Raw genomic sequence first — 18,072 nt, forward strand, 5'->3', positions numbered from 1 at the left:
CTGCCTCGCCGACGCTTTCCACTGCGGCTAGTGATCTCATTAAGAACAGGATATACCCATGCAAGGTGCAGTATTGATTACCGGCGCGACCTCCGGGTTTGGCGCCGCCAGCGCGCGCTGTCTGGCGCGTCAGGGCTGGCCGCTGATTCTCTGTGGTCGCCGATTGGAGCGGCTGCAGGCGTTGGCTGATGAACTCAGTGAGCTGACTAGCGTGCTGCCGTTGCAGCTGGACGTGCGCGATGCCATCGCCGTACAGCGTGCCATCGATGAACTGCCGGAGCCGTTTTCCGGCATTCAGGTGCTGGTCAATAACGCCGGGCTGGCGCTGGCGCCGGGCCCGGCACAGGCGGTGGAGTTGAGCGACTTGCACACCATGATCGACACCAACATTACCGGGCTGGTCAACGTCACCCACGCGGTGTTACCGCGGCTCATCGCCTGGGGCAGCGGTGCAACCATCATCAACATCGGCTCCACCGCCGCCGGCAACCCGTATCCCGGCAGCCACGTCTACGGTGCCAGCAAGGCGTTCGTACAGCAGTTTTCCTACAACCTGCGCTGCGACCTGCAGGGCACAGGCGTGCGGGTCACCGACCTGGCGCCCGGCATTGCCGAGACCGAGTTCAGCCTGGTGCGCAACGCCGGTGACGCTGGTGCTGCCGACAAGGTCTATCAGGGTACGGTGCCGCTCACCGCAGACGATGTAGCCGATCAGGTCGGCTACATCGCCGCGCTACCGGCGCACATGAACATCAACCGACTGGAAGTGGTGCCGGTTCGCCAGGCCTGGGGGCCATATGCGATTCATCGGGATCAGCTCACCGAGTCGGTCTGAGCTCGGTCGACAAACTCCACCACGCGCTGCAGCGCCGCATCTGCGCTGTGCAGCAGACCCGCGTGGGCTTGGAATACGTGCCATAGCGCTTCGTAACGCTCCAGACGTACTTCCACGCCGGCAGCGCGTGCGGCCTCGGCCAGGCGCAGGCTGTCGTTCAGCAGTACCTCATCCTCGCCCACCTGCAACAGTAGCGGTGGCAGCCCCTTTAGCTGACCGAACAGTGGCGAAAGCATCGGGTTCGCGCGGTCCAGCCCGGCTGGGCAGTAGGCGTCGCGGGCGCTGTCTAGCCATGACGGGTGCAGCAGCGGATCGCCTGCCGCAGGTGCGTGCAATTGCTCGGCGGTCATGTCGGTGACCGGCGAGAAGCACACCAGCGCTGCTGGCAGTGGCAGCTTGAGTGAGGCCAGCTTCTGCGCTGTCACCAGCACCAGGTTACCACCGGCCGAGTCGCCCGCCAGGGTGATCTGGTCTGGCGAATAGCCGCGCTGCAGCAAGGCCTGGTAGGCCGCGACCGCATCCTCACAGGCAGCCGGTGCCGGGTGCGCGGGTGCTAGGCGGTAGTCCAGCGCGCAGACGTCGAACCGGCCGCGACTGGCGAGCGCCGAGCAGATGCCGCGGTGGGTTTGCGGCGAGCCGATGACGAAGGCCCCGCCGTGCAGGTAAAGCATGACTCTGCCATCGCCACCGGTTGCCGGGCGATGCCACAGGCAGGGCCGCCCTGCGATCTGCTCAGCGCTGCGGCTGACGCCTTTGGCCAGCGGCATGCCGAGGGTCAGCAGGCGCAGCACCAGTGCCTGTACTGCGAATGGAATCGGTGGCCGTACCAGACCGCGAAACAGCAGCTTCAGCATGCCGCGCAGGATTGCGCGCAGACCGGGTTGGCCCGGGTTGCGATACAACTCATCAACGTACCTGGACATAATCACTCCATGTCGGTTTGCGGGTCATGTGCCGATAAGTGAAGGTGAAACCGGGCCAGTTGACGGTCTGCTTGCCGTCGGCGGTCAGGTACCAGCTCTGGCAACCCTGTGCCCAGATCGTACCGCGGGCGTCGTCCTGTACCTGCTGGTTGTAGCGCGCCTGGACCTCAGGCTGCAGGTCAAGATAGCGCAGGCCACGGTCGCGCACGGCCTTGACGCAGGCGATGACGTAGCGGAACTGGCTTTCCAGCATGTAGATGATCGAGTTGTGGCCGAGGTTGGTGTTCGGCCCATAGAGCACGTACAGGTTGGGGAAGCCGGCCACCGAGATGCCCTTGTAGGCTTCGGCACCGTCACGCCAGACGTCGTTCAGCTCGCGGCCGTCGAGACCGGTAATGCGTATCGGCGCGAGGAACTCGGTGGCGGCAAAGCCGGTACCGTAGATCAGCACGTCGGCCGGGTGCAGGGTGCCGTCGCGGGTGACGACGCCTTCCGGCACCACCTTCTCGATACCGTCGGTGACGATATCGACGTTGGGCTGGTTCAGCGCCGGGTAGTAGTTGTTGCTGATCAGGATGCGCTTGCAGCCAAGCGGATAATCCGGGGTCAGCGCCGCCTGCTTGGCCGGATCGCTGATGTGTCGCCGCAGATGACGCAAGGCCGCTTTTTCGCTGTACTTGACCAGCGCCGGGAAGTGCACGAAGCCCAAAGCGCGGACCTCATGGGTGAGGTACTGCCAGAGTCTATCCAGTTGGTGCAGCACGGGAAGCCGGCTCAGCCAGCGGCGCCGGCCTTCACCATACTCGCGGTCGTCCTTGGGCAGTACCCAGGCAGCGTTGCGCTGATACAGATCGAGCTGAGCCACTTGCGGAACGATCTGCGGCACGAACTGGATCGCCGAGGCGCCGGTGCCGATGACCGCGACCCGCTTGCCCTTGAGATCAACGTCGTGCTGCCATTCGGCTGAGTGGAAGGCCGGGCCGGCAAAACTGTTCAGCCCTTCGATGTTCGGCATCAGCGGGCGGTTGAGCTGACCGCAGGCGGTGATCAGGTTGCGCGCGATCAGGGTCTCCCCACCGGCGGTGGTGACCTGCCAGCAGCCGCTGTCGGCATCGAAGTGGGCCTCGCTGACTTCGCAGTTCAGGCGGATGCGCTGGCGCAGGTGATACTTGTCGGCGCAATGGCGGATGTAGGCGTGAATCTCGTCCTGGCGGGCGTACTTGTGCGGCCAGGTGGTGCGGGGTTCAAACGAGTAGGAATACAGGTGCGAGGGAACGTCGCAACCGGAGCCGGGATAGTGGTTGTCGCGCCAGGTGCCGCCGATGTCGGCGGCCTTCTCCAGCAACAGAAAGTTGCTGATGCCCTGACGGTCGAGCTGGATGGCAATGCCGAGGCCGCCAAACCCGGTGCCAATGATGATGGCGTCGAGCGGTGCGGCAGGTGAGCTTTTATTAGTCATTGTGTGCTTCCTCCTGTGCGACCCATATTAGGTGTTGTCTGTGTCGACAGATATGGCATAGTCGGTCATAAAATTGTGAGTTTCGGACAATCCATGACCACTTCCACGCCTCCATGGCCGCGTCTGCGCAACATCGGCAGCGTGCAACTGATGACCCAGCTCGGCACCGAACTCGGCCTGACGGTGCCGCAATGCCTGCAGGGCAGTGGGCTGGACGTCATGGCATTGGCCGACGGCCAGGCGCAGGTGGAGGCGAGTCAGGAGTTGCAGGTAGTTGCCAACCTGCTGACCTGTCTGCCCGATCAGCCGTTGCTGGGCCTGCTGGCTGGGCGCCGTTATCAGTTGAGTCGCTACGGGATCTGGGGCTATGCATTGCTCAGCAGTGCCTCGCTCGGTGAGGCGCTGGAAATGGGCCTGCGCTATCTCGATCTGACCTTCGCCTTCTGTCGTATCCAGGCCCGCGAGGAGGCTGGCAGACACTGGCTGGTTATCGACGACAGCTGGATCGAGCCTGAACTGCGCCGCTTTCTGCTGTTGCGCGATAGCTCTGCCATTACCCGCATTCAACGTGAGCTGACCGGTCTGCGGCAGCCGTTCAAATCGGTCCAGCTGGCGCTGCCGGCACCGCCTGATGACCTCCTTAGCGCCTACGCCGAGGCCTATGGCTGCACGCCGCAGTTCGATGCGGCTGAGCACCTGCTTGAGCTGGATCCCGAGCTGCTGGCGCGCGGCCTGCCGGGCGACAACCCGTCAATCCGTCAGGCCTGCGAGCAGCAGTGTCACCAACTGCTGCAGCGCTACCGGGCGCGCGATGGCCTGGCCGGGCGAGTGCGGGAGTTGCTGCTCGAGGGCGGTGCAGCGCTGCCGGATATGTCCGCTGTCGCGGCCCGCCTGCACCTGACCGAGCGTACGTTGCGGCGTCGCCTCAGTGATGAACAGGCCAGTTTCCGGCAGCTGCAGGAAGAAACGCGCGAAGCGCTGGCCGAGGAGCTGTTGCGCATGCCGGGGCTGTCGCTCGATGAGGTAGCGCAACGTCTGGGTTATGGCGAGGTGTCTAACTTCGTTCATGCGTTTCGGCGCTGGAAGGGGATGACGCCCCGACAGTTTTGTCGCATCGCGCGCACGTAACGCATCAGCCGGACTGATGGGTGACCATTCGGTCAGTCAAGAGCCGCTTCCGTGCGGCTGCGGCCGGAGTATCTTTGCGCTAGGACCATTCACGAACAAACGACAACAAAGGAGAATGCCCGTGGCCGATCTGGACGTATTCCGCCAGCAAACCCGCGCCTGGCTGGAAGAAAACTGCCCGCAGAGCATGCGCACACCGCAGCGCTCGGACAACGATGCCTGCTGGGGCGGACGCAACTTCACCTTTGCCAGCGAAGACCAGAAACTCTGGCTCGAACGCATGGCCGCACGCGGCTGGACCGCGCCTGACTGGCCGACCGAGTATGGCGGCGGTGGCCTGAGTCAGCAGGAGCACAAGGTGCTGCGTGAGGAGATGGCGCGCATCAATGCTCGTCCGCCGCTGTCCAGTTTCGGTGTCTGGATGATCGGCCCGGCGATTCTCAAGTTCGGTTCCGAAGAGCTCAAGCGTCAACATCTGCCACCGATTGTTCGTGGCGAGATCCGCTGGTGTCAGGGCTACAGTGAGCCGGGTGCCGGCTCCGATCTGGCTGGTCTGCAGACCCGTGCCGAAGACCACGGCGGCCACTTTATCGTCAACGGCCAGAAGATCTGGACCTCCTACGCCGACAAGGCCGACTGGATGTTCTGTCTGGTACGTACCAACCCGGATGCCAAGAAGCAGCTGGGTATCAGTCTGGTGCTGTTTGACATGACCACCCCCGGTGTCAGCACCCGGCCGATCAAGTTGATCTCCGGCAGTTCACCATTCTGCGAGACCTTCCTCGACAACGTGCGGGTGGAGAAGAATCAGGTGGTCGGTGAGATCAACGCCGGTTGGACCATCGCCAAGTACCTGCTGACCCACGAGCGGGAAATGATCGGTGGTATGGGCCGCACTGCCGCGGGCCAGAAGACCCTTCCGCAGATCGCGGTGAATGCCGTCGGACTGGAAGACGGCAAGCTGGCTGACGGCATGCTGCGCAGCGAACTGGCGACATGGGATCTGGACGCGGCGGCCTTTGCGCTGACCGCAGAGCGGGTGCTCGATGAAGCCAAGGCCGGTCAGGGCGTGGGCGCGGCATCAGCGATGCTCAAGTACTACGGCACCGAGCTGAACAAGCGTCGGCAGGAACTGATGGTCGCCCTGCATGGCAGCGATGGTCTGATCTGGGAAGGGGAGGCGTCTCGCGAGGGTGCGATTCCACGTACCTGGCTGCGCTCCAAGGGCAACTCGATCGAGGGAGGCACCACCGAGGTACAGCTCAACGTCATCGCCCGCAACATTCTCGGCCTTCAGTAAGGGGACTCAGTCATGGCAGCTTTGGTACTTAACGAAGAACAACAGATGCTCAAGGACGCGGCCAAGCGTTTCATGGGCGAAAGTGCGCCGGTCAGCCAGTTGCGCGCGTTGCGTGATAATCGTGATGAAACCGGCTTCTCCCGTGAACTGTGGCAGAGCATGGTCGAGATGGGCTTTGTCGGCACGCTGATTCCTGAAGCGCTCGGCGGTGCCCAGTTCGGTTATGTCGGCATGGGCCAGGTTAGCGAACAGGTCGGCCGTAACCTGAGTGCATCACCGCTGATCTCGACGGCCGTGGGTGGCGTTGCCGCGCTGCTGCTGGCCGGCTCCAGCGAACAGCAACAGGCACTGCTGCCGCAGGTCGCCGATGGCAGTTTGCTGCTGGCGCTGGCGGTTGATGAAGCGCCGCGTCACGCGCCGAACCGGGTGGCAACCCGGTTGCAGGCGGCTGATGGCGGTTATCTGCTCAACGGCCGCAAGACCTTTGTGGTCGATGGGCATGTTGCCGACAAACTGATCGTCTCCGCCCGCAGCAGCGGTGCTGAAGCAGAGCACGCTGGCATCAGCCTGCTGCTGGTGGACCGCACTGCACCGGGCGTCAGCGTTGAGCGCACCATCATGGCGGATAGCCGTAACGCAGCGATTGTCAGCTTTGAAAATGTAAGGGTGGCGGCCGGGGATGTGCTGGGTGAAGTGGGTAACGCCTGGGCTGCGCTGGAGCTGACCCTGGACGTGGTTAACGCACAGCTGGCCGGTGAGCTGCTGGGGATCTCGCTGGAGGTATTCGAGCGCACGGTGGCCTATCTCCAGGAGCGTAAGCAGTTTGGCGTGGCGCTGAGCACCTTCCAGGCGCTGCAGCATCGCTGTGCGCATCTGTTCAGCGAGCTGGAACTGGTCAAGTCGGCGGTACTGAAGGCGCAGATGGCGCTGGACGCCGGTGATGCTGAAGCGGCCCAATGGGTCAGTCTGGCCAAGGCCAAGGCCTGCGAAGTGGCTGAACTGGCGACCAATGAAGCGGTGCAGATGCACGGCGGCATGGGCATGACCGATGAGTTTGATATCGGCTTGTTCATGAAGCGTGCGCGCAGTGTGCAGGCACTGTTCGGTGACTATCGCTACCACGCCAATCGCTTTGCGGCATTGCGCGGTTATTGACCGGGAGGGCCGAGTTCCAACTCGGCCAAGGTGTTGAACGGTACTTGCTGGTCGAGCGGTAGCTCGACACTCCCGGTGCGGCAGACATAAAAAAACCGCAGCCTTGGCTGCGGTTTTTTTATGTCCTGATCAGAAGTGAACTTTGACGATCAGGTTGGTGGCGCTCTGGTGGGTGTCCAGGCCAAAGGTGCCGTTCGGGATGCCGTACTTGTGCTTCCAGTAGTCGTATTCGATACCGGTGTACACCTGCTTCTCGGACCAGCCCAGCGCCTTACCCAGGTCATACTTGACCTGCGGGTTGATGTGCAGGTTGGCGTGGTAGTTGTCGCCGTCGTTGTCGACAACCCAGTCGATGAAGCCGTCGATCAGCAGGTCGGAGTTGCCCACCGGTACGGTATAGGCCCAGACCGGGGTGATCTGCCAGATACCGCGGCCACCTTCATCGGTGTCAGCGTGACGGTAGTAGGTGTTCAGCTGGACGTAGTCGAAGCCGGGGATGCTCAGGTCAATAGCCGGGCCGAGCAGGTAGTTCTTGATGTCGTTCCGGCCGAACTCGTAGGTACCAGCCAGCAGCACGTCGGTGATCGGGCCGAAGGCAAAGCTCTGGCCGGTGATCTTGCTCAGCGACAGGCGCGGTGAGATCTCGCCGTAGTAGCTGCTGTTCTGATCTTCGCTGTTGGTGCCGCCGTTGTAGTGGATGCTGTCGAAGAAGGCGAACAGGTCACCTTTGGTCCAGCCGCTGACGTGCTCGAAAGTGACGGTCTGCTGGGTGTCCGGGTCGACCTGGAAGTCGGTACCGTACAGATAGGTAATGCTGTTGTTCTGCCACAGCAGGGGATAGGCGTGTGCAAGGCTGCTGGCCAGCATCAGGGTGCTACCCAGTGCGGCGCGGGTCAGGCTGTTCATGGATGTTGCTCCATTTCGTATTGGCATTATGGGTGTAAAGCAGGGGTCAGCTGACCGAATGGCAGGCCTGACCAATAATCCGGCGCGAATGGTATAGCAAAATGCGGCCGGAAGCAGCGGCTGGCGGGCGTTTTGCTACATTTTGCCGCGCCCCGGTGGGCGCTTTCTCAGGGGGTGATGGTGGCTGGATGCTGACTGGTAAGCAGGTTTTCCGCGCCGGAACAGTCCAGTGGCCGGCCCCAGAGGTAGCCCTGGATCGCTTCGCACTCAAGCTGCTCGAGTAACTGTAGCTGACGGGTGGTCTCCACGCCTTCGGCCAATGTGCTGATGCCCAGGTTGTGGGCCATCTGGATAATGCTGCGGACCATGTCGGCGCTGCCCTGGTCGACGTCGATGTCCTGTACGAAGCTGCGGTCGATTTTCAGCGTGTCGACCGGGAAGTGTCGCAGCTGCGCCAGCGAGGAGAATCCGGTACCGAAGTCGTCGATCGCCAGGCGTACCCCCAGTCGATGCAGGCTGGTGAGTTGCTGGCGCGCCTGTGCCGGCTCTTCCATGGCGGTGCCTTCGGTCAGTTCCAGCTCCAGTCGGTCTGGCGGCACGTCATGCTGACGGAGCAAGTCAGCTACCTGGCTGGCCAGGTCGGTGCTGCGGAACTGGGCGGCGGACAGGTTGATGGCCAGTGTGGTTGAGGTGAAGCCGCGGGCTCGCCAGCGGGCCAGTTGGGCCACGCCCTGCTCCAGCACCCACTCGCCGATCTGGCCGATCTGACCACTGCTTTCGGCGACCGGGATGAACTCGGCGGGGGAAACCTGGCCCAGGGTTGGGTGCGTCCAGCGCAGCAGCACTTCGAAGCCGGTCAGGCGTTTGCCCACCAGCGCCCACTGCGGCTGATAGTGCAGCGCCAGTTCGTTTCGTTCGATGGCGGTGCGCAGCGCATTTTCCAACTCCATCAGGCGTGACATTCGGGCTTGCAGGTCTGCGGTGTAGAACTGCACGTTGTTGCGCCCGCGCTGCTTGGCCAGATACATGGCGGCATCGGCATGTTGAATCAGACTGTCGAGGTCATCACTGTCTCCGGGGTAGAGGGCGATGCCGATCGAGGCACTGGTAGTGGTGACGTGATGATCAAAACGCAGCGGCTGCACCAGGCTGTCGAGGATACGACGTGCGACGTGCATGGCACCGTCGGCGTCGATGTCCGGCAGCGCGACGATGAACTCGTCGCCACCCTGGCGCGAGAGGGTGTCTTCGGCACGCAGATGCGGCTGCAGCCGGTCGGCAACAGCGCACAGGAGCTGATCGCCGGCGCCGTGTCCCAGGGTGTCGTTGATGTGCTTGAAGTGGTCGAGGTCTATCAACAGCAACGCCACCGTTTGCTGGTGGCGTTGAGCGAGGCCGAGCGAGAGCGTTACGCGTTGGCGGAACAGCGTTCGATTAGGCAGCCCGGTGAGGGCGTCGAAGTGGGCCAGGTGGAGGATGCGTTCCTCCTGTTGTTTTAACTGGCTGACATCGCGTACCAGCATCACATGGCCGCTGGGGCGGCCGGCGATCTTGCGGGCCGACACTGACAGTTGCAGCCACAGGGGCTGCCCCTCGTGTTCGAAGACAAATGGCTGACTTTGTGCGTAGCCCTTGGCTGTTGCGTTGCCCATTGTCTGCCGGCATTGCAGGAGTGCCTCGCCTGACAGCAGTGTATCCATCCGCTTGCCGATCAGGCGTGCTGGTTCGACCGTCAGTTGCGCGCTGGTCGAGGCGTGGAAATTGATGATTTGTTCCTGTTCGTCAAGCTCGAACAGCATGTCGGGAATGGCGTCGAAGGTGGCCTGCAGCTGTGCCCGCGAGCGGGCCAGCTGGTCGTAGGGCTGTTCGATTGCCTCGACGAAGATGCCCTTGTACAGCAGCCAGTAGGCAATCACCTTGAACAGGTGGCCGAGCAGGTTGAACTGATCGGTAACCGTTGCGTACAGGGTGAAGCAGAACTCGCCCAATGCCATCGCCAGCGAGGCGCAAAACAGCGCGGCGATGTTGAATGGCTGGGGCTTGCGCATACTGCGCCAGAAGCAGAAGGCAGTGAACAGGTGTACGGCGATCAGCAGGTACTCGCTGCCGATCTTGAAGGTGGTCAGCCCTTGGCCGGTGACGAAGGTGCGCGGTAGCAGGTGCGGATGCTGGAATACCGTGAAATGGACGACCGCGACAGCCAACAGGCTGAGGCCGAGAATGGCCCAGCGCTCAAAGCGCTGACCAGAGGCCTTCCACGGTCGTAGTGCTACCCAGAGCAGGGTGCCGGCGGCCATCCCGCGGGCCGCCAGCCAGAAGGTGATGGCTTTTTCGGGGTCGGCTGGCGTGACAAAGTCGGGCATGCCTTGAAACGACAGCATGTGGCTGAAGTCGAGGATCGCCACGCCGGCAAAACCGCAGGCCAGACTGAGCAGGGTATCGGCCTTGATTCGCCGATAGCTGGCCCAGCTGATGGCGAAGACCATCGCGGCTACCACAATGGCGAGGGTTTCCAGCAGCATGTGCAGTGGCGGATAGTGGGCTTGCCCACGAACCCATTCGGGCATCGGCAATACGGCGACCGCCAGCAATGCGAAACCCATCGCCGCAAGCAGCATCACTGTATGGCGCAGGCCAACACGATGGCTCGGGTGACGACTGGAAAACTGCCAAAGGTGGCGCAGGGGTATCGGCATGAGCGCGGGATGACGGCTGATTTGGGTGTGTGAAATAGAAACCACTGTATCAGTGGATTGTCGATTAGCCATTGATCCAAGTCGGTATTTGCCCGAAAAGCGCGTTTTTGGCCGTGCGGTACTAGGCACTGCGGAGTTGAGTGTTTACCCTTCCGGGGTGTCTATCCTGCTGGATTCAAATCAATGCTGCTACGCGGAATGACCTGGCTGGTGTTCTTCCAGTTGCTGGGTACCGGTCTCAATGTTTTGCTGTTGCCGTTTCTTCCTGGTCCGATCATCGGCATGTTGCTGATGGTGGTCTACCTGAGCGTGCGTGGCGGCGTGAGTGAGTCGATCAGCCTGGCAGCCAGTGGGCTGCTGACCTATCTACCGCTGATTCTGGTGCCGCCTGCGGTCGGCATCATGGCCTATGGCGCCGAGATCATGGCGGATGCGACCGCGATTCTGGTGACGCTCGGAGTATCGCTGGCGCTGAGTTTGCCGTTCTGTGGCTGGCTGATGCAGAAGATGATCGAACGCCAGGAACGGAGGAGCGGCCAATGAGCGGCACGCTGCTGCAAGCCTGGCAGGCGATTGTTGCCCACCCGCTGTTCTGGGTTGGCGTAACTCTGGCGGCCTATCAGTTCGGGCTGGCGCTCTATCAGCGCACCAAGCTGGCGCTGTTTCACCCGGTATTGGTTTCAACGCCAGTGCTGGTGCTGGCGATCTGGCTGGCCGGTGAAGACTACCCGCACTACCGTGATGCGGTGCAACCGCTGCTGGTGCTGCTGGGACCGGCGACGGTCGCGCTGGCGGTGCCGCTGTACATGAACCTCAAGCGCATCCGCAGTTATCTGGTGCCGGTGCTGACCTGCCTGCTGGTCGGCGGTACTTTTGCCACCGTGCTGGCCATTCTGCTGGCCTGGGCGCTGGGTGCCGAAGACATGATCATGATGACCCTGGCACCCAAGTCCGTGACGTCGCCGATCGCCATGCTGGTGGCCGAACAGATCGGCGGCGTTGCCGCGCTGGCGGCGGTGTTCGTGATGTTTACCGGCGTTCTCGGCGCCATCTTCGGGCCCATGCTGCTGCGCCTGTGCGGCGTTACCCACCCCGCCGCCTGGGGCATGGCGATGGGCCTTACCGCACATGCGGTGGGTACCTCGCGGGCGTTGGAAGAGGGTGAAGAGGCCGGCGCCTTCGCGGCGCTGGCGATGAGCCTGATGGGTACGGCCACTGCGCTGCTGTTGCCGCTGGCGGTCTCGATCTGGCTGCTGCTGTAAGTACTCCTCCCTCCAAATCACGAGATCTGCGCTAGGGTCTGTTGAGGCGTCAACGGGCCTGGCTCGTTCGTCCGCATGCGTCAATTCGCCCAATCGCCGCTGGTGCGGCGGTTGCGGCACACTGGTATGACAGGCTCGGGCCACCGGGTCTGTCTGCGGTACTGAATTGACCTGACGATGATTTCTCCGAGCGGAGTACGCAGATGGATATTGTAGAGCTCTCCCGAATGCAGTTCGCCATGACGGCGATGATTCACTTCCTGTTTGTCCCCCTGACGCTGGGTTTGGCTTTCCTGCTGGCGATCATGGAGTCGGTTTATGTGATGACCGGCAAGACCATCTACCGCGACATGACCCAGTTCTGGGGCAAGCTGTTCGGTATCAACTTCGCGCTAGGTGTTACCACTGGTCTGGCGATGGAGTTCCAGTTTGGTACCAACTGGTCCTACTACTCGCACTACGTCGGCGATATCTTCGGTGCGCCGCTGGCGATTGAAGCGCTGATGGCGTTCTTCCTCGAGTCGACCCTGTTCGGTCTGTTCTTCTTCGGCTGGGAACGCATGAGCAAGGTCAAGCACCTGGCCGTGACCTGGCTGATGGCGCTGGCCACCAACCTGTCGGCGCTGTGGATTCTGATCGCCAACGGCTGGATGCAGCATCCGGTCGGCTCGGAGTTCAACATTGAAACCATGCGCATGGAGCTGACCAACTTCGCCGAGGTGCTGCTCAACCCGGTGGCGCAGGTCAAGTTCGTGCACACCGTCTCGGCCGGTTACGTGACCGGGTCGATCTTCGTCTTGGCAATCTCTAGTTACTACCTGCTCAAGGGCCGCGACCTGGCCTTTGCCCGTCGCAGCTTCGCGATTGCCTCAGCCTTCGGTCTGGCCAGTGCGCTGTCAGTCATTGTGCTGGGCGATGAGTCCGGTTACGAGGTCGGTGAGGTGCAGCAGGTCAAGCTAGCGGCAGTCGAAGCTGAGTGGGAAACCCAGCCCGCACCGGCGGCGTTTACCCTGTTCGGTCTGCCCAACGAAGAAACCCAGCACACCGATTACGCGCTGAAAATTCCGGCGGTACTTGGCCTGATCGCCACCCGCTCGCTGGACGAAGAGGTCAAGGGTCTGCAGCAGATCAAGGAAGAGAACCTGCAGCGCATCATCCGCGGCCAGGAAGCGTATGACCTGATGCAGCGCATCCGTGCTGGCGACAAGTCCTCCGCTACCGTCGAGCGTTTCAACGAAGTCCGTGTTGATCTTGGCTTTGGCCTGCTGCTGAGCGGCTACACCGACGACGTGCTGAATGCCACGCCGGAGGAAATTGCCAATGCCGTCGAGGCTACTGTGCCGAAGGTCTGGCCATTGTTCTGGAGCTTCCGGGTGATGGTTGCCTGCGGTTTCCTGATGCTGCTGCTGTTTGCCTGCGCCTTCTGGCACAGCGCCCGCCGCACCGTCGACAAGCCGAAGTGGCTGCTCAAGTTCGCGGTGTTCAGCCTGCCGCTGCCGTGGATCGCCAGCGAGATGGGTTGGTTCGTCGCGGAGTACGGCCGCCAGCCGTGGGCCATTGGTGAAATCCTGCCGACCCATCTCGCTGCCTCGCAGCTGAGCCCGGGGGATGTGCTGTTTACCCTGATTTCGATTGCGGTGCTCTACAGCATCTTCGTGATCATCGAGATCTGGCTGATGACCAAGTACGCGCGCAAGGGGCCGTCGAGCCTGCATACCGGTCGCTATGACCTGGAAACTGCCGAAGCACAGGAGGCCTGATCATGGATTACGAAGCATTACGGTTCATCTGGTGGGTGCTGATCGGCGTGCTGTTGATCGGCTTTGTGGTCACCGACGGCTTTGATATGGGTGTCGCGGCACTGCTGAAAGTGATCGGCAAGAACAACGACGAGCGGCGGGTCATGATCAACTCGATTGCCCCGCACTGGGACGGCAACCAAGTCTGGCTGGTAACCGCCGGTGGCGCGCTGTTCGCCGCCTGGCCGACGGTGTACGCGGCCTCGTTCAGCGGCTTCTACATCGCCATGATGCTGACCTTGTTTGCGCTGTTCCTGCGGCCGCTGGCGTTTGAGTACCGCGCCAAGATCGACAGCGACCTCTGGCGCAGTCGCTGGGACTGGGCGCTGACTGCCGGTTCGGCGATTCCGGCGCTGATCTTTGGGGTGGCCTTCGGCAACCTGCTGCAGGGCGTGCCGTTCCACTTCGACAACCTGCTGCGGTTTGAGTACACCGGCAGCTTCTGGGCGCTGCTCAACCCCTTCGCGCTGCTGGCGGGCGTGCTGAGCCTGCTGATGATCGTCAACCACGGTGCGACCTATCTGCAACTTAAGACTGAAGGGCAGATCAAGGCGCGTGCCGAGGCGACTTCCTCTCTGCTGGCACTGGTCTGTGCGGTGGTCTTCGTCATGGCTGGCGTCTGGCTCTGGCTGGGAATCGACGGATATATCGTCACCAGCGTGATCGACACCAACGGCAGCAACCGGACCATCGAGAAGACCGTCGAGATTGTTTCCGGCGCCTGGTTTATCAACTACGGCAAGGCGCCGCTGTTGTGGGCCGTGCCGGCGCTTGGGGTGATCTTCTTCGTACTCTGCGCGCTGTTCAGCAAGGCACGTGCGCACGCGATGGCGTTCGTCAGTTCTGCGTTGGCAATGGCGATGGTGCTGATCACTACCGGTATCAGCATGTTCCCCTTCGTCATGCCGTCTTCCAGCATGCCGAACCACAGCCTGACCATGTGGGATGCGACCGCCAGTGAGACCACGCTGTTCATCATGTTCTGCGTAGCCTGTGTGTTCGTACCGCTGATTCTCGGTTACACCGCCTGGGGCTATTTCGTGATGCGTGGCCGTTTGAACGAGCAGCACATCCGCGACAACACTCACAGCATGTATTAACGGAAGGAGAAGACTATGTGGTATTTCACCTGGATTCTCGGCGTACTGCTGGCCGCGGCTTTCGGCATCGTCAATGCCATGTGGCTGGAACTCAACGGCTATGTCGGTGAAGAAGATCAAGTCGACTGAAAGTGATCCGCGTACCGCCAGCGGCTGGTTGAGCCAGCTGCTGGTACCGCACGTTTCTCTGCTCAATCTGGCCCTGCTGTTCGCGTTGGCGGCGGCGGGGCTTTTTGTCTGGCAGTGCTGGTTGCTGGCGCAGCTGTTCTCCGGCTGGCTGGTGGCCTGGCAGCAGGGCGGGCTTGGCGAGGCGCAGGCGCAGTTGCTGAGCAGCCTTCTGCCCTGGCTGGGCCTGTGTTTGATCCTGCGCCCGTTGTTGCAATACGCTCGGGAGCAGGTCAGCCAGCTGGCCAGTCTGCGCGCGCGCAGTGGCCTGCGGCGTACGCTGCTGCAACGGCTGGCGGCGCTGGGGCCGGCAAGGGCGCAGCTGGGCGCCGATGCGGAGTTGGGCAGTCGCCTGCTGGAGCAGGTCGAGGCGCTCGATGGCTACATCAGCCGTTACCGGGTGCAGCGCCAGCTGGTATTGCTGGTGCCGCTGCTGCTGATGATCTGCGCGGCGCTGTTTAGCCCGCTGGCAGCGGTCTTGCTGCTGCTGACGGCGCCGCTGGTGCCGGTCTTTATGATTCTGCTCGGCAAGGCCGCGGCCTCTGCCAGCCAGCGGCAGTTCATTGCGCTGGCGCGCATGAGTGGGCGCTTCAGCGATCTGTTGCGCGGTAGCTGGACGCTGCGCCATCTAGGCGCGTTGCCTGCGGCCGAAGCTGAGGTTGAAACCGCCGCCGAACACTATCGTGCTGGCACCATGCGGGTGCTGCGTATGGCCTTTCTCTCCGGTGCGGTGCTCGAGCTGTTTGCCTCGCTGGCGATTGCGCTGGTGGCGCTCTACCTGGGGCTTGGGCTGCTTGCCATTCTGCCCTGGGCCAAGGGCGAGATTCCGGTGCCGTATCTGGGCGCGCTGTTCATCCTGCTGCTGGCACCGGAGTTCTATGCGCCGCTGCGCCAGCTCGGCGCCGACTACCACGCCAAGGCCGAAGCGGAAGGGGCGATGACCGAGTTGCTGCCGCTGCTCAATCAGCAGGTCTGGGAGCATCCGGGGCGTGAGCCGCTGGCGCTGAGCGCCGCGCCCGGAATCGACTGCAAGCAGCTGTCGATTGAGGGACGGCTGGCACCGCTGGATCTGATTGTGCAGCCGGCTGAGCGGATAGTGCTGCAGGGTGCCAGTGGTAGTGGCAAGTCGAGCCTGCTCGAAGCGCTGCTGGGTTTTGTGCCGTGGCAGGGCGCGTTGCAGGTCAATGGCCGGTCGTTGCTGGAGCTGTCGCGGCCGGACTGGCTACGCCATGTCGGCTATCTGGCCCAGCAGGTGCCGACCCTGCACGGCAGCATCGCCGACAACCTGCGCCTCGCTGCGCCTAACGCCAGTGACGCCGAGCTGATTGCGGTGCTGGATCAGGTTGCGCTCTGGCCGCTGATTCGTCAGTTGCCCAAAGGGTTGGACACCGAGTTGGGCGAGCGTGGGCTGGGGCTGTCGGGTGGGCAGTTGAGTCGGCTGGCACTGGCGCGATTGCTGCTGCGCGATACCCCGGTTTGGCTGCTGGATGAGCCAACCGCGCACCTGGACGCCGATACCGCCGAGCTGATTCACTCGCTACTCGAAACCCTGAGTCGGGGGCGCACGCTGCTGCTGGTCAGCCATGACCTGCACGGGCTGGATTGGGCTGATCGGGTAGTGACGCTTGGCCGGCATGAGCATAGCGAGGAGGGCGCTGATGTCTGAGCAACCTATCCGGTTGCGCGGCCTGCTGCGCAGCCGCTTCGGGCAGTGGAATCTGGCGCTTTTTCTCGGCGCGGTGACCTTGCTGTCAGCGACCGGACTGCTGGCAACGTCCGGCTGGTTTATCAGTGCGGCAGCCTTGGCCGGGTTGGCGACGGTGGCCGCTTACGGTTTCGATTACTTCCGTCCGGCGGCGATCATTCGCTTCTTCGCCATCGTGCGCACCGCCGGGCGGTATGCCGAACGGCTGGCCTCGCACAACGCTGCGCTGGCCTTGCTCAAGGATCTGCGCACCCGCTTGTTTGCCCGCGTTGCCGGGCAGCGTCGGCTGACGCCCGCAGCGCGCTCGGCCATCGCCATGCACCGGCTGGTCGCCGATATCGATCTCCTCGACTTCTTCCCGCTGCGCTTTGTGGCGCCCTGGTTCTGGGCCTCTATTCTCACGCTGCTGGTGCTTGGCTGGCTGGCGCTGCTCGATACCTTGCTGGCGGTTGCCGCGCTGCCGGGGCTGCTGCTGGCGTGGTTGGTGGTGCCGCTGCTCGGCGGTCGGCTGGCCGCGCGCCTGGCGCGGCGTGATGCCGAGCTAGCCGAACAGCGCCGCGAGTTTTTGCTCGACCGCTTGCAACTGCTTACCTCGCTGTTGCTTTGGCAGCGCTGGGACGATCAGCAGGCTGCATTTCTGCAGCAAGATGATCAGTGGCTGGCGCAGCGCCTGCGCCAGCAGAAATTGGTCAGCCTGACTGCCCTGGGGCAACAGTGTGGGCTGGCGTTCGCACTGCTGGCAGTGCTCTGGCAGGGGCATGAACTGCTGCAGGCCGGCGAGTTGGGTGTGCCCTGGCTGCTGGCGGCGTTGCTGTCGGTGATGGGGTTGGTCGAAGCACTGCTGCCGCTGGCGGCGAGTTTTATCTCGCTGGGCTTCAGTCAGGCAGCGCGGGACAGATTGAATCTGCTGACCGCCGCCGAGACTGACGCTCTAAGCACTGCGACTGCGCTGCCCGAGCAGCCACTCAGCCTGGAACTGTCTGGCCTGAGCGCACGAATGCCCGGTGCACTGAACGGCCCGGAGAACGTATCCATCACATTGCAGCAGGGAGACGTGTTGCTGATCGAAGGGCCGTCCGGCGGCGGCAAGAGCACCATGCTGCAGGTGCTGGCGGGTGAACCGCTGGCGTTCTCGGGTGAGCGGCTGCTCAATGGCCAGGGCTTTGAGCATTGGGATCTGCGTGAGCTGATCGGCTACCTGCCGCAGCAGTTGGACATCTTTGATATGACGCTGGCGCAGAACCTGCGACTGGCAGACCCCGAAGCCACCGACGAGGCGCTCTGCCAGGTGCTGGAAGAGGTCGCACTGGCTGACTGGTTGCGCGGGCGCAAGCATGGTTTGAACACCACGCTAGGTGAGTTTGGTGCGAAGGTATCGGGTGGGCAGGCGCGGCGTATTGCCTTGGCGCGCTTGCTGCTGACCAAGCGGCCATTGCTGCTGCTGGACGAGCCCTTTGCCGGGCTGGATGCGCAGACCCGCGAGCGGGTGCTGGCGGCCCTACTGCGTCGGCGCGAACAGGGCATTATCGTCATCGTCAGCCACCAGCAGGTGGCGGTCCCAGAGGCTCGCCACCTGCGTATTGGCTAAGGAAACGCTGATCAAATCAGATTTGCGCATCACCCGCGCCGATCAACTGAG

General features: G+C 62.8%; 15 protein-coding genes. 11 read left to right on the forward strand and 4 right to left on the reverse strand.

What is annotated here, in order from left to right; translation table 11 throughout:
• Positions 1–58 precede the first annotated feature (58 nt).
• Positions 59–835, forward strand: a complete 777-nt coding sequence (locus tag AAFM31_RS15640; protein ID WP_341708837.1) for an SDR family NAD(P)-dependent oxidoreductase — start codon at positions 59–61, stop codon at positions 833–835.
• Here AAFM31_RS15640 and AAFM31_RS15645 read toward each other — a convergent pair.
• Both AAFM31_RS15645 and AAFM31_RS15650 read right to left on the reverse strand, forming a co-directional pair.
• Positions 814–1,758 (reverse strand): alpha/beta hydrolase, encoded by a 945-nt coding sequence (locus AAFM31_RS15645; RefSeq protein ID WP_341708838.1) that lies wholly within the window; start codon positions 1,756–1,758, stop codon positions 814–816. The two genes, AAFM31_RS15640 and AAFM31_RS15645, sit on opposite strands and share 22 nt — an antisense overlap.
• Positions 1,742–3,217 (reverse strand): NAD(P)/FAD-dependent oxidoreductase, encoded by a 1,476-nt coding sequence (locus tag AAFM31_RS15650; protein ID WP_341708839.1) that lies wholly within the window; start codon positions 3,215–3,217, stop codon positions 1,742–1,744. Before AAFM31_RS15650 ends, AAFM31_RS15645 begins: the two co-directional genes overlap by 17 nt.
• A 93-nt stretch (positions 3,218–3,310) precedes the next feature.
• Here AAFM31_RS15650 and AAFM31_RS15655 point away from each other — a divergent pair, with 93 nt between their 5' ends.
• The 3 genes from AAFM31_RS15655 to AAFM31_RS15665 all read left to right on the forward strand — a co-directional run bounded on the left by AAFM31_RS15655 (position 3,311) and on the right by AAFM31_RS15665 (position 6,800).
• Complete coding sequence (locus AAFM31_RS15655; protein ID WP_341708840.1) at positions 3,311–4,345, forward strand: AraC family transcriptional regulator; 1,035 nt, start codon at positions 3,311–3,313, stop codon at positions 4,343–4,345.
• 121 nt (positions 4,346–4,466) lie between these two features.
• Positions 4,467–5,645 carry an acyl-CoA dehydrogenase family protein gene (locus AAFM31_RS15660; protein ID WP_341708841.1) on the forward strand — a complete coding sequence of 393 codons (1,179 nt, stop codon included), beginning with the start codon at positions 4,467–4,469 and terminating at the stop codon, positions 5,643–5,645.
• A 12-nt stretch (positions 5,646–5,657) separates the two neighbouring features.
• On the forward strand, positions 5,658–6,800 hold the full coding sequence (locus AAFM31_RS15665) for an acyl-CoA dehydrogenase family protein (protein WP_341708842.1): 1,143 nt from the start codon (positions 5,658–5,660) through the stop codon (positions 6,798–6,800).
• Between the two features lie 129 nt (positions 6,801–6,929).
• Here the strand turns inward: AAFM31_RS15665 and AAFM31_RS15670 are convergent, their stop codons facing one another.
• Both AAFM31_RS15670 and AAFM31_RS15675 read right to left on the reverse strand, forming a co-directional pair.
• Positions 6,930–7,706 (reverse strand): outer membrane protein OmpK, encoded by a 777-nt coding sequence (locus AAFM31_RS15670; protein WP_371833045.1) that lies wholly within the window; start codon positions 7,704–7,706, stop codon positions 6,930–6,932.
• Between the two features lie 167 nt (positions 7,707–7,873).
• The gene (locus tag AAFM31_RS15675; RefSeq protein ID WP_341708843.1) at positions 7,874–10,402 is read right to left on the reverse strand and encodes an EAL domain-containing protein; all 2,529 of its coding nucleotides are present in this window, start codon (positions 10,400–10,402) and stop codon (positions 7,874–7,876) included.
• Positions 10,403–10,585: 183 nt separating this feature from the next.
• Here AAFM31_RS15675 and AAFM31_RS15680 point away from each other — a divergent pair, with 183 nt between their 5' ends.
• The 7 genes from AAFM31_RS15680 to cydC all read left to right on the forward strand — a co-directional run bounded on the left by AAFM31_RS15680 (position 10,586) and on the right by cydC (position 18,021).
• The gene (locus AAFM31_RS15680; RefSeq protein WP_341708844.1) at positions 10,586–10,945 is read left to right on the forward strand and encodes a CidA/LrgA family protein; all 360 of its coding nucleotides are present in this window, start codon (positions 10,586–10,588) and stop codon (positions 10,943–10,945) included.
• Positions 10,942–11,664: an LrgB family protein gene (locus AAFM31_RS15685; protein ID WP_341708845.1), complete on the forward strand. Its 723-nt coding sequence runs from the start codon at positions 10,942–10,944 to the stop codon at positions 11,662–11,664. The genes AAFM31_RS15680 and AAFM31_RS15685 overlap by 4 nt, the downstream gene beginning before the upstream one ends.
• Before the next feature lie 203 nt (positions 11,665–11,867).
• Complete coding sequence (locus AAFM31_RS15690; protein WP_341708846.1) at positions 11,868–13,424, forward strand: cytochrome ubiquinol oxidase subunit I; 1,557 nt, start codon at positions 11,868–11,870, stop codon at positions 13,422–13,424.
• The gene (gene cydB, locus AAFM31_RS15695; RefSeq protein ID WP_341708852.1) at positions 13,424–14,563 is read left to right on the forward strand and encodes a cytochrome d ubiquinol oxidase subunit II; all 1,140 of its coding nucleotides are present in this window, start codon (positions 13,424–13,426) and stop codon (positions 14,561–14,563) included. The genes AAFM31_RS15690 and cydB overlap by 1 nt, the downstream gene beginning before the upstream one ends.
• 15 nt (positions 14,564–14,578) lie before the next feature.
• The gene (gene cydX / locus AAFM31_RS15700; protein ID WP_341708847.1) at positions 14,579–14,692 is read left to right on the forward strand and encodes a cytochrome bd-I oxidase subunit CydX; all 114 of its coding nucleotides are present in this window, start codon (positions 14,579–14,581) and stop codon (positions 14,690–14,692) included.
• On the forward strand, positions 14,664–16,394 hold the full coding sequence (cydD, locus tag AAFM31_RS15705; RefSeq protein WP_341708848.1) for a thiol reductant ABC exporter subunit CydD: 1,731 nt from the start codon (positions 14,664–14,666) through the stop codon (positions 16,392–16,394). The genes cydX and cydD overlap by 29 nt, the downstream gene beginning before the upstream one ends.
• The gene (cydC, locus tag AAFM31_RS15710; protein ID WP_341708849.1) at positions 16,387–18,021 is read left to right on the forward strand and encodes a thiol reductant ABC exporter subunit CydC; all 1,635 of its coding nucleotides are present in this window, start codon (positions 16,387–16,389) and stop codon (positions 18,019–18,021) included. Before cydD ends, cydC begins: the two co-directional genes overlap by 8 nt.
• The last annotated feature ends 51 nt before the right edge of the window (positions 18,022–18,072 follow it).

Source organism: Halopseudomonas sp., from assembly GCF_038130085.1.
Classification (GTDB): Bacteria; Pseudomonadota; Gammaproteobacteria; order Pseudomonadales; family Pseudomonadaceae; genus Halopseudomonas.

Coding starts and splice junctions, on each gene's coding strand:
- AAFM31_RS15640 (WP_341708837.1), top strand. CDS start 59: ATGCAAGGTGCAGTATTGATTACCGGCGCGACCTCCGGGTTTGGCGCC.
- cydD (WP_341708848.1), top strand. CDS start 14,664: ATGTCGGTGAAGAAGATCAAGTCGACTGAAAGTGATCCGCGTACCGCC.
- AAFM31_RS15685 (WP_341708845.1), top strand. CDS start 10,942: ATGAGCGGCACGCTGCTGCAAGCCTGGCAGGCGATTGTTGCCCACCCG.
- cydX (WP_341708847.1), top strand. CDS start 14,579: ATGTGGTATTTCACCTGGATTCTCGGCGTACTGCTGGCCGCGGCTTTC.
- AAFM31_RS15665 (WP_341708842.1), top strand. CDS start 5,658: ATGGCAGCTTTGGTACTTAACGAAGAACAACAGATGCTCAAGGACGCG.
- AAFM31_RS15650 (WP_341708839.1), bottom strand. CDS start 3,217: ATGACTAATAAAAGCTCACCTGCCGCACCGCTCGACGCCATCATCATT.
- AAFM31_RS15680 (WP_341708844.1), top strand. CDS start 10,586: ATGCTGCTACGCGGAATGACCTGGCTGGTGTTCTTCCAGTTGCTGGGT.
- AAFM31_RS15645 (WP_341708838.1), bottom strand. CDS start 1,758: ATGTCCAGGTACGTTGATGAGTTGTATCGCAACCCGGGCCAACCCGGT.
- AAFM31_RS15690 (WP_341708846.1), top strand. CDS start 11,868: ATGGATATTGTAGAGCTCTCCCGAATGCAGTTCGCCATGACGGCGATG.
- AAFM31_RS15655 (WP_341708840.1), top strand. CDS start 3,311: ATGACCACTTCCACGCCTCCATGGCCGCGTCTGCGCAACATCGGCAGC.
- AAFM31_RS15675 (WP_341708843.1), bottom strand. CDS start 10,402: ATGCCGATACCCCTGCGCCACCTTTGGCAGTTTTCCAGTCGTCACCCG.
- cydC (WP_341708849.1), top strand. CDS start 16,387: ATGTCTGAGCAACCTATCCGGTTGCGCGGCCTGCTGCGCAGCCGCTTC.
- AAFM31_RS15670 (WP_371833045.1), bottom strand. CDS start 7,706: ATGAACAGCCTGACCCGCGCCGCACTGGGTAGCACCCTGATGCTGGCC.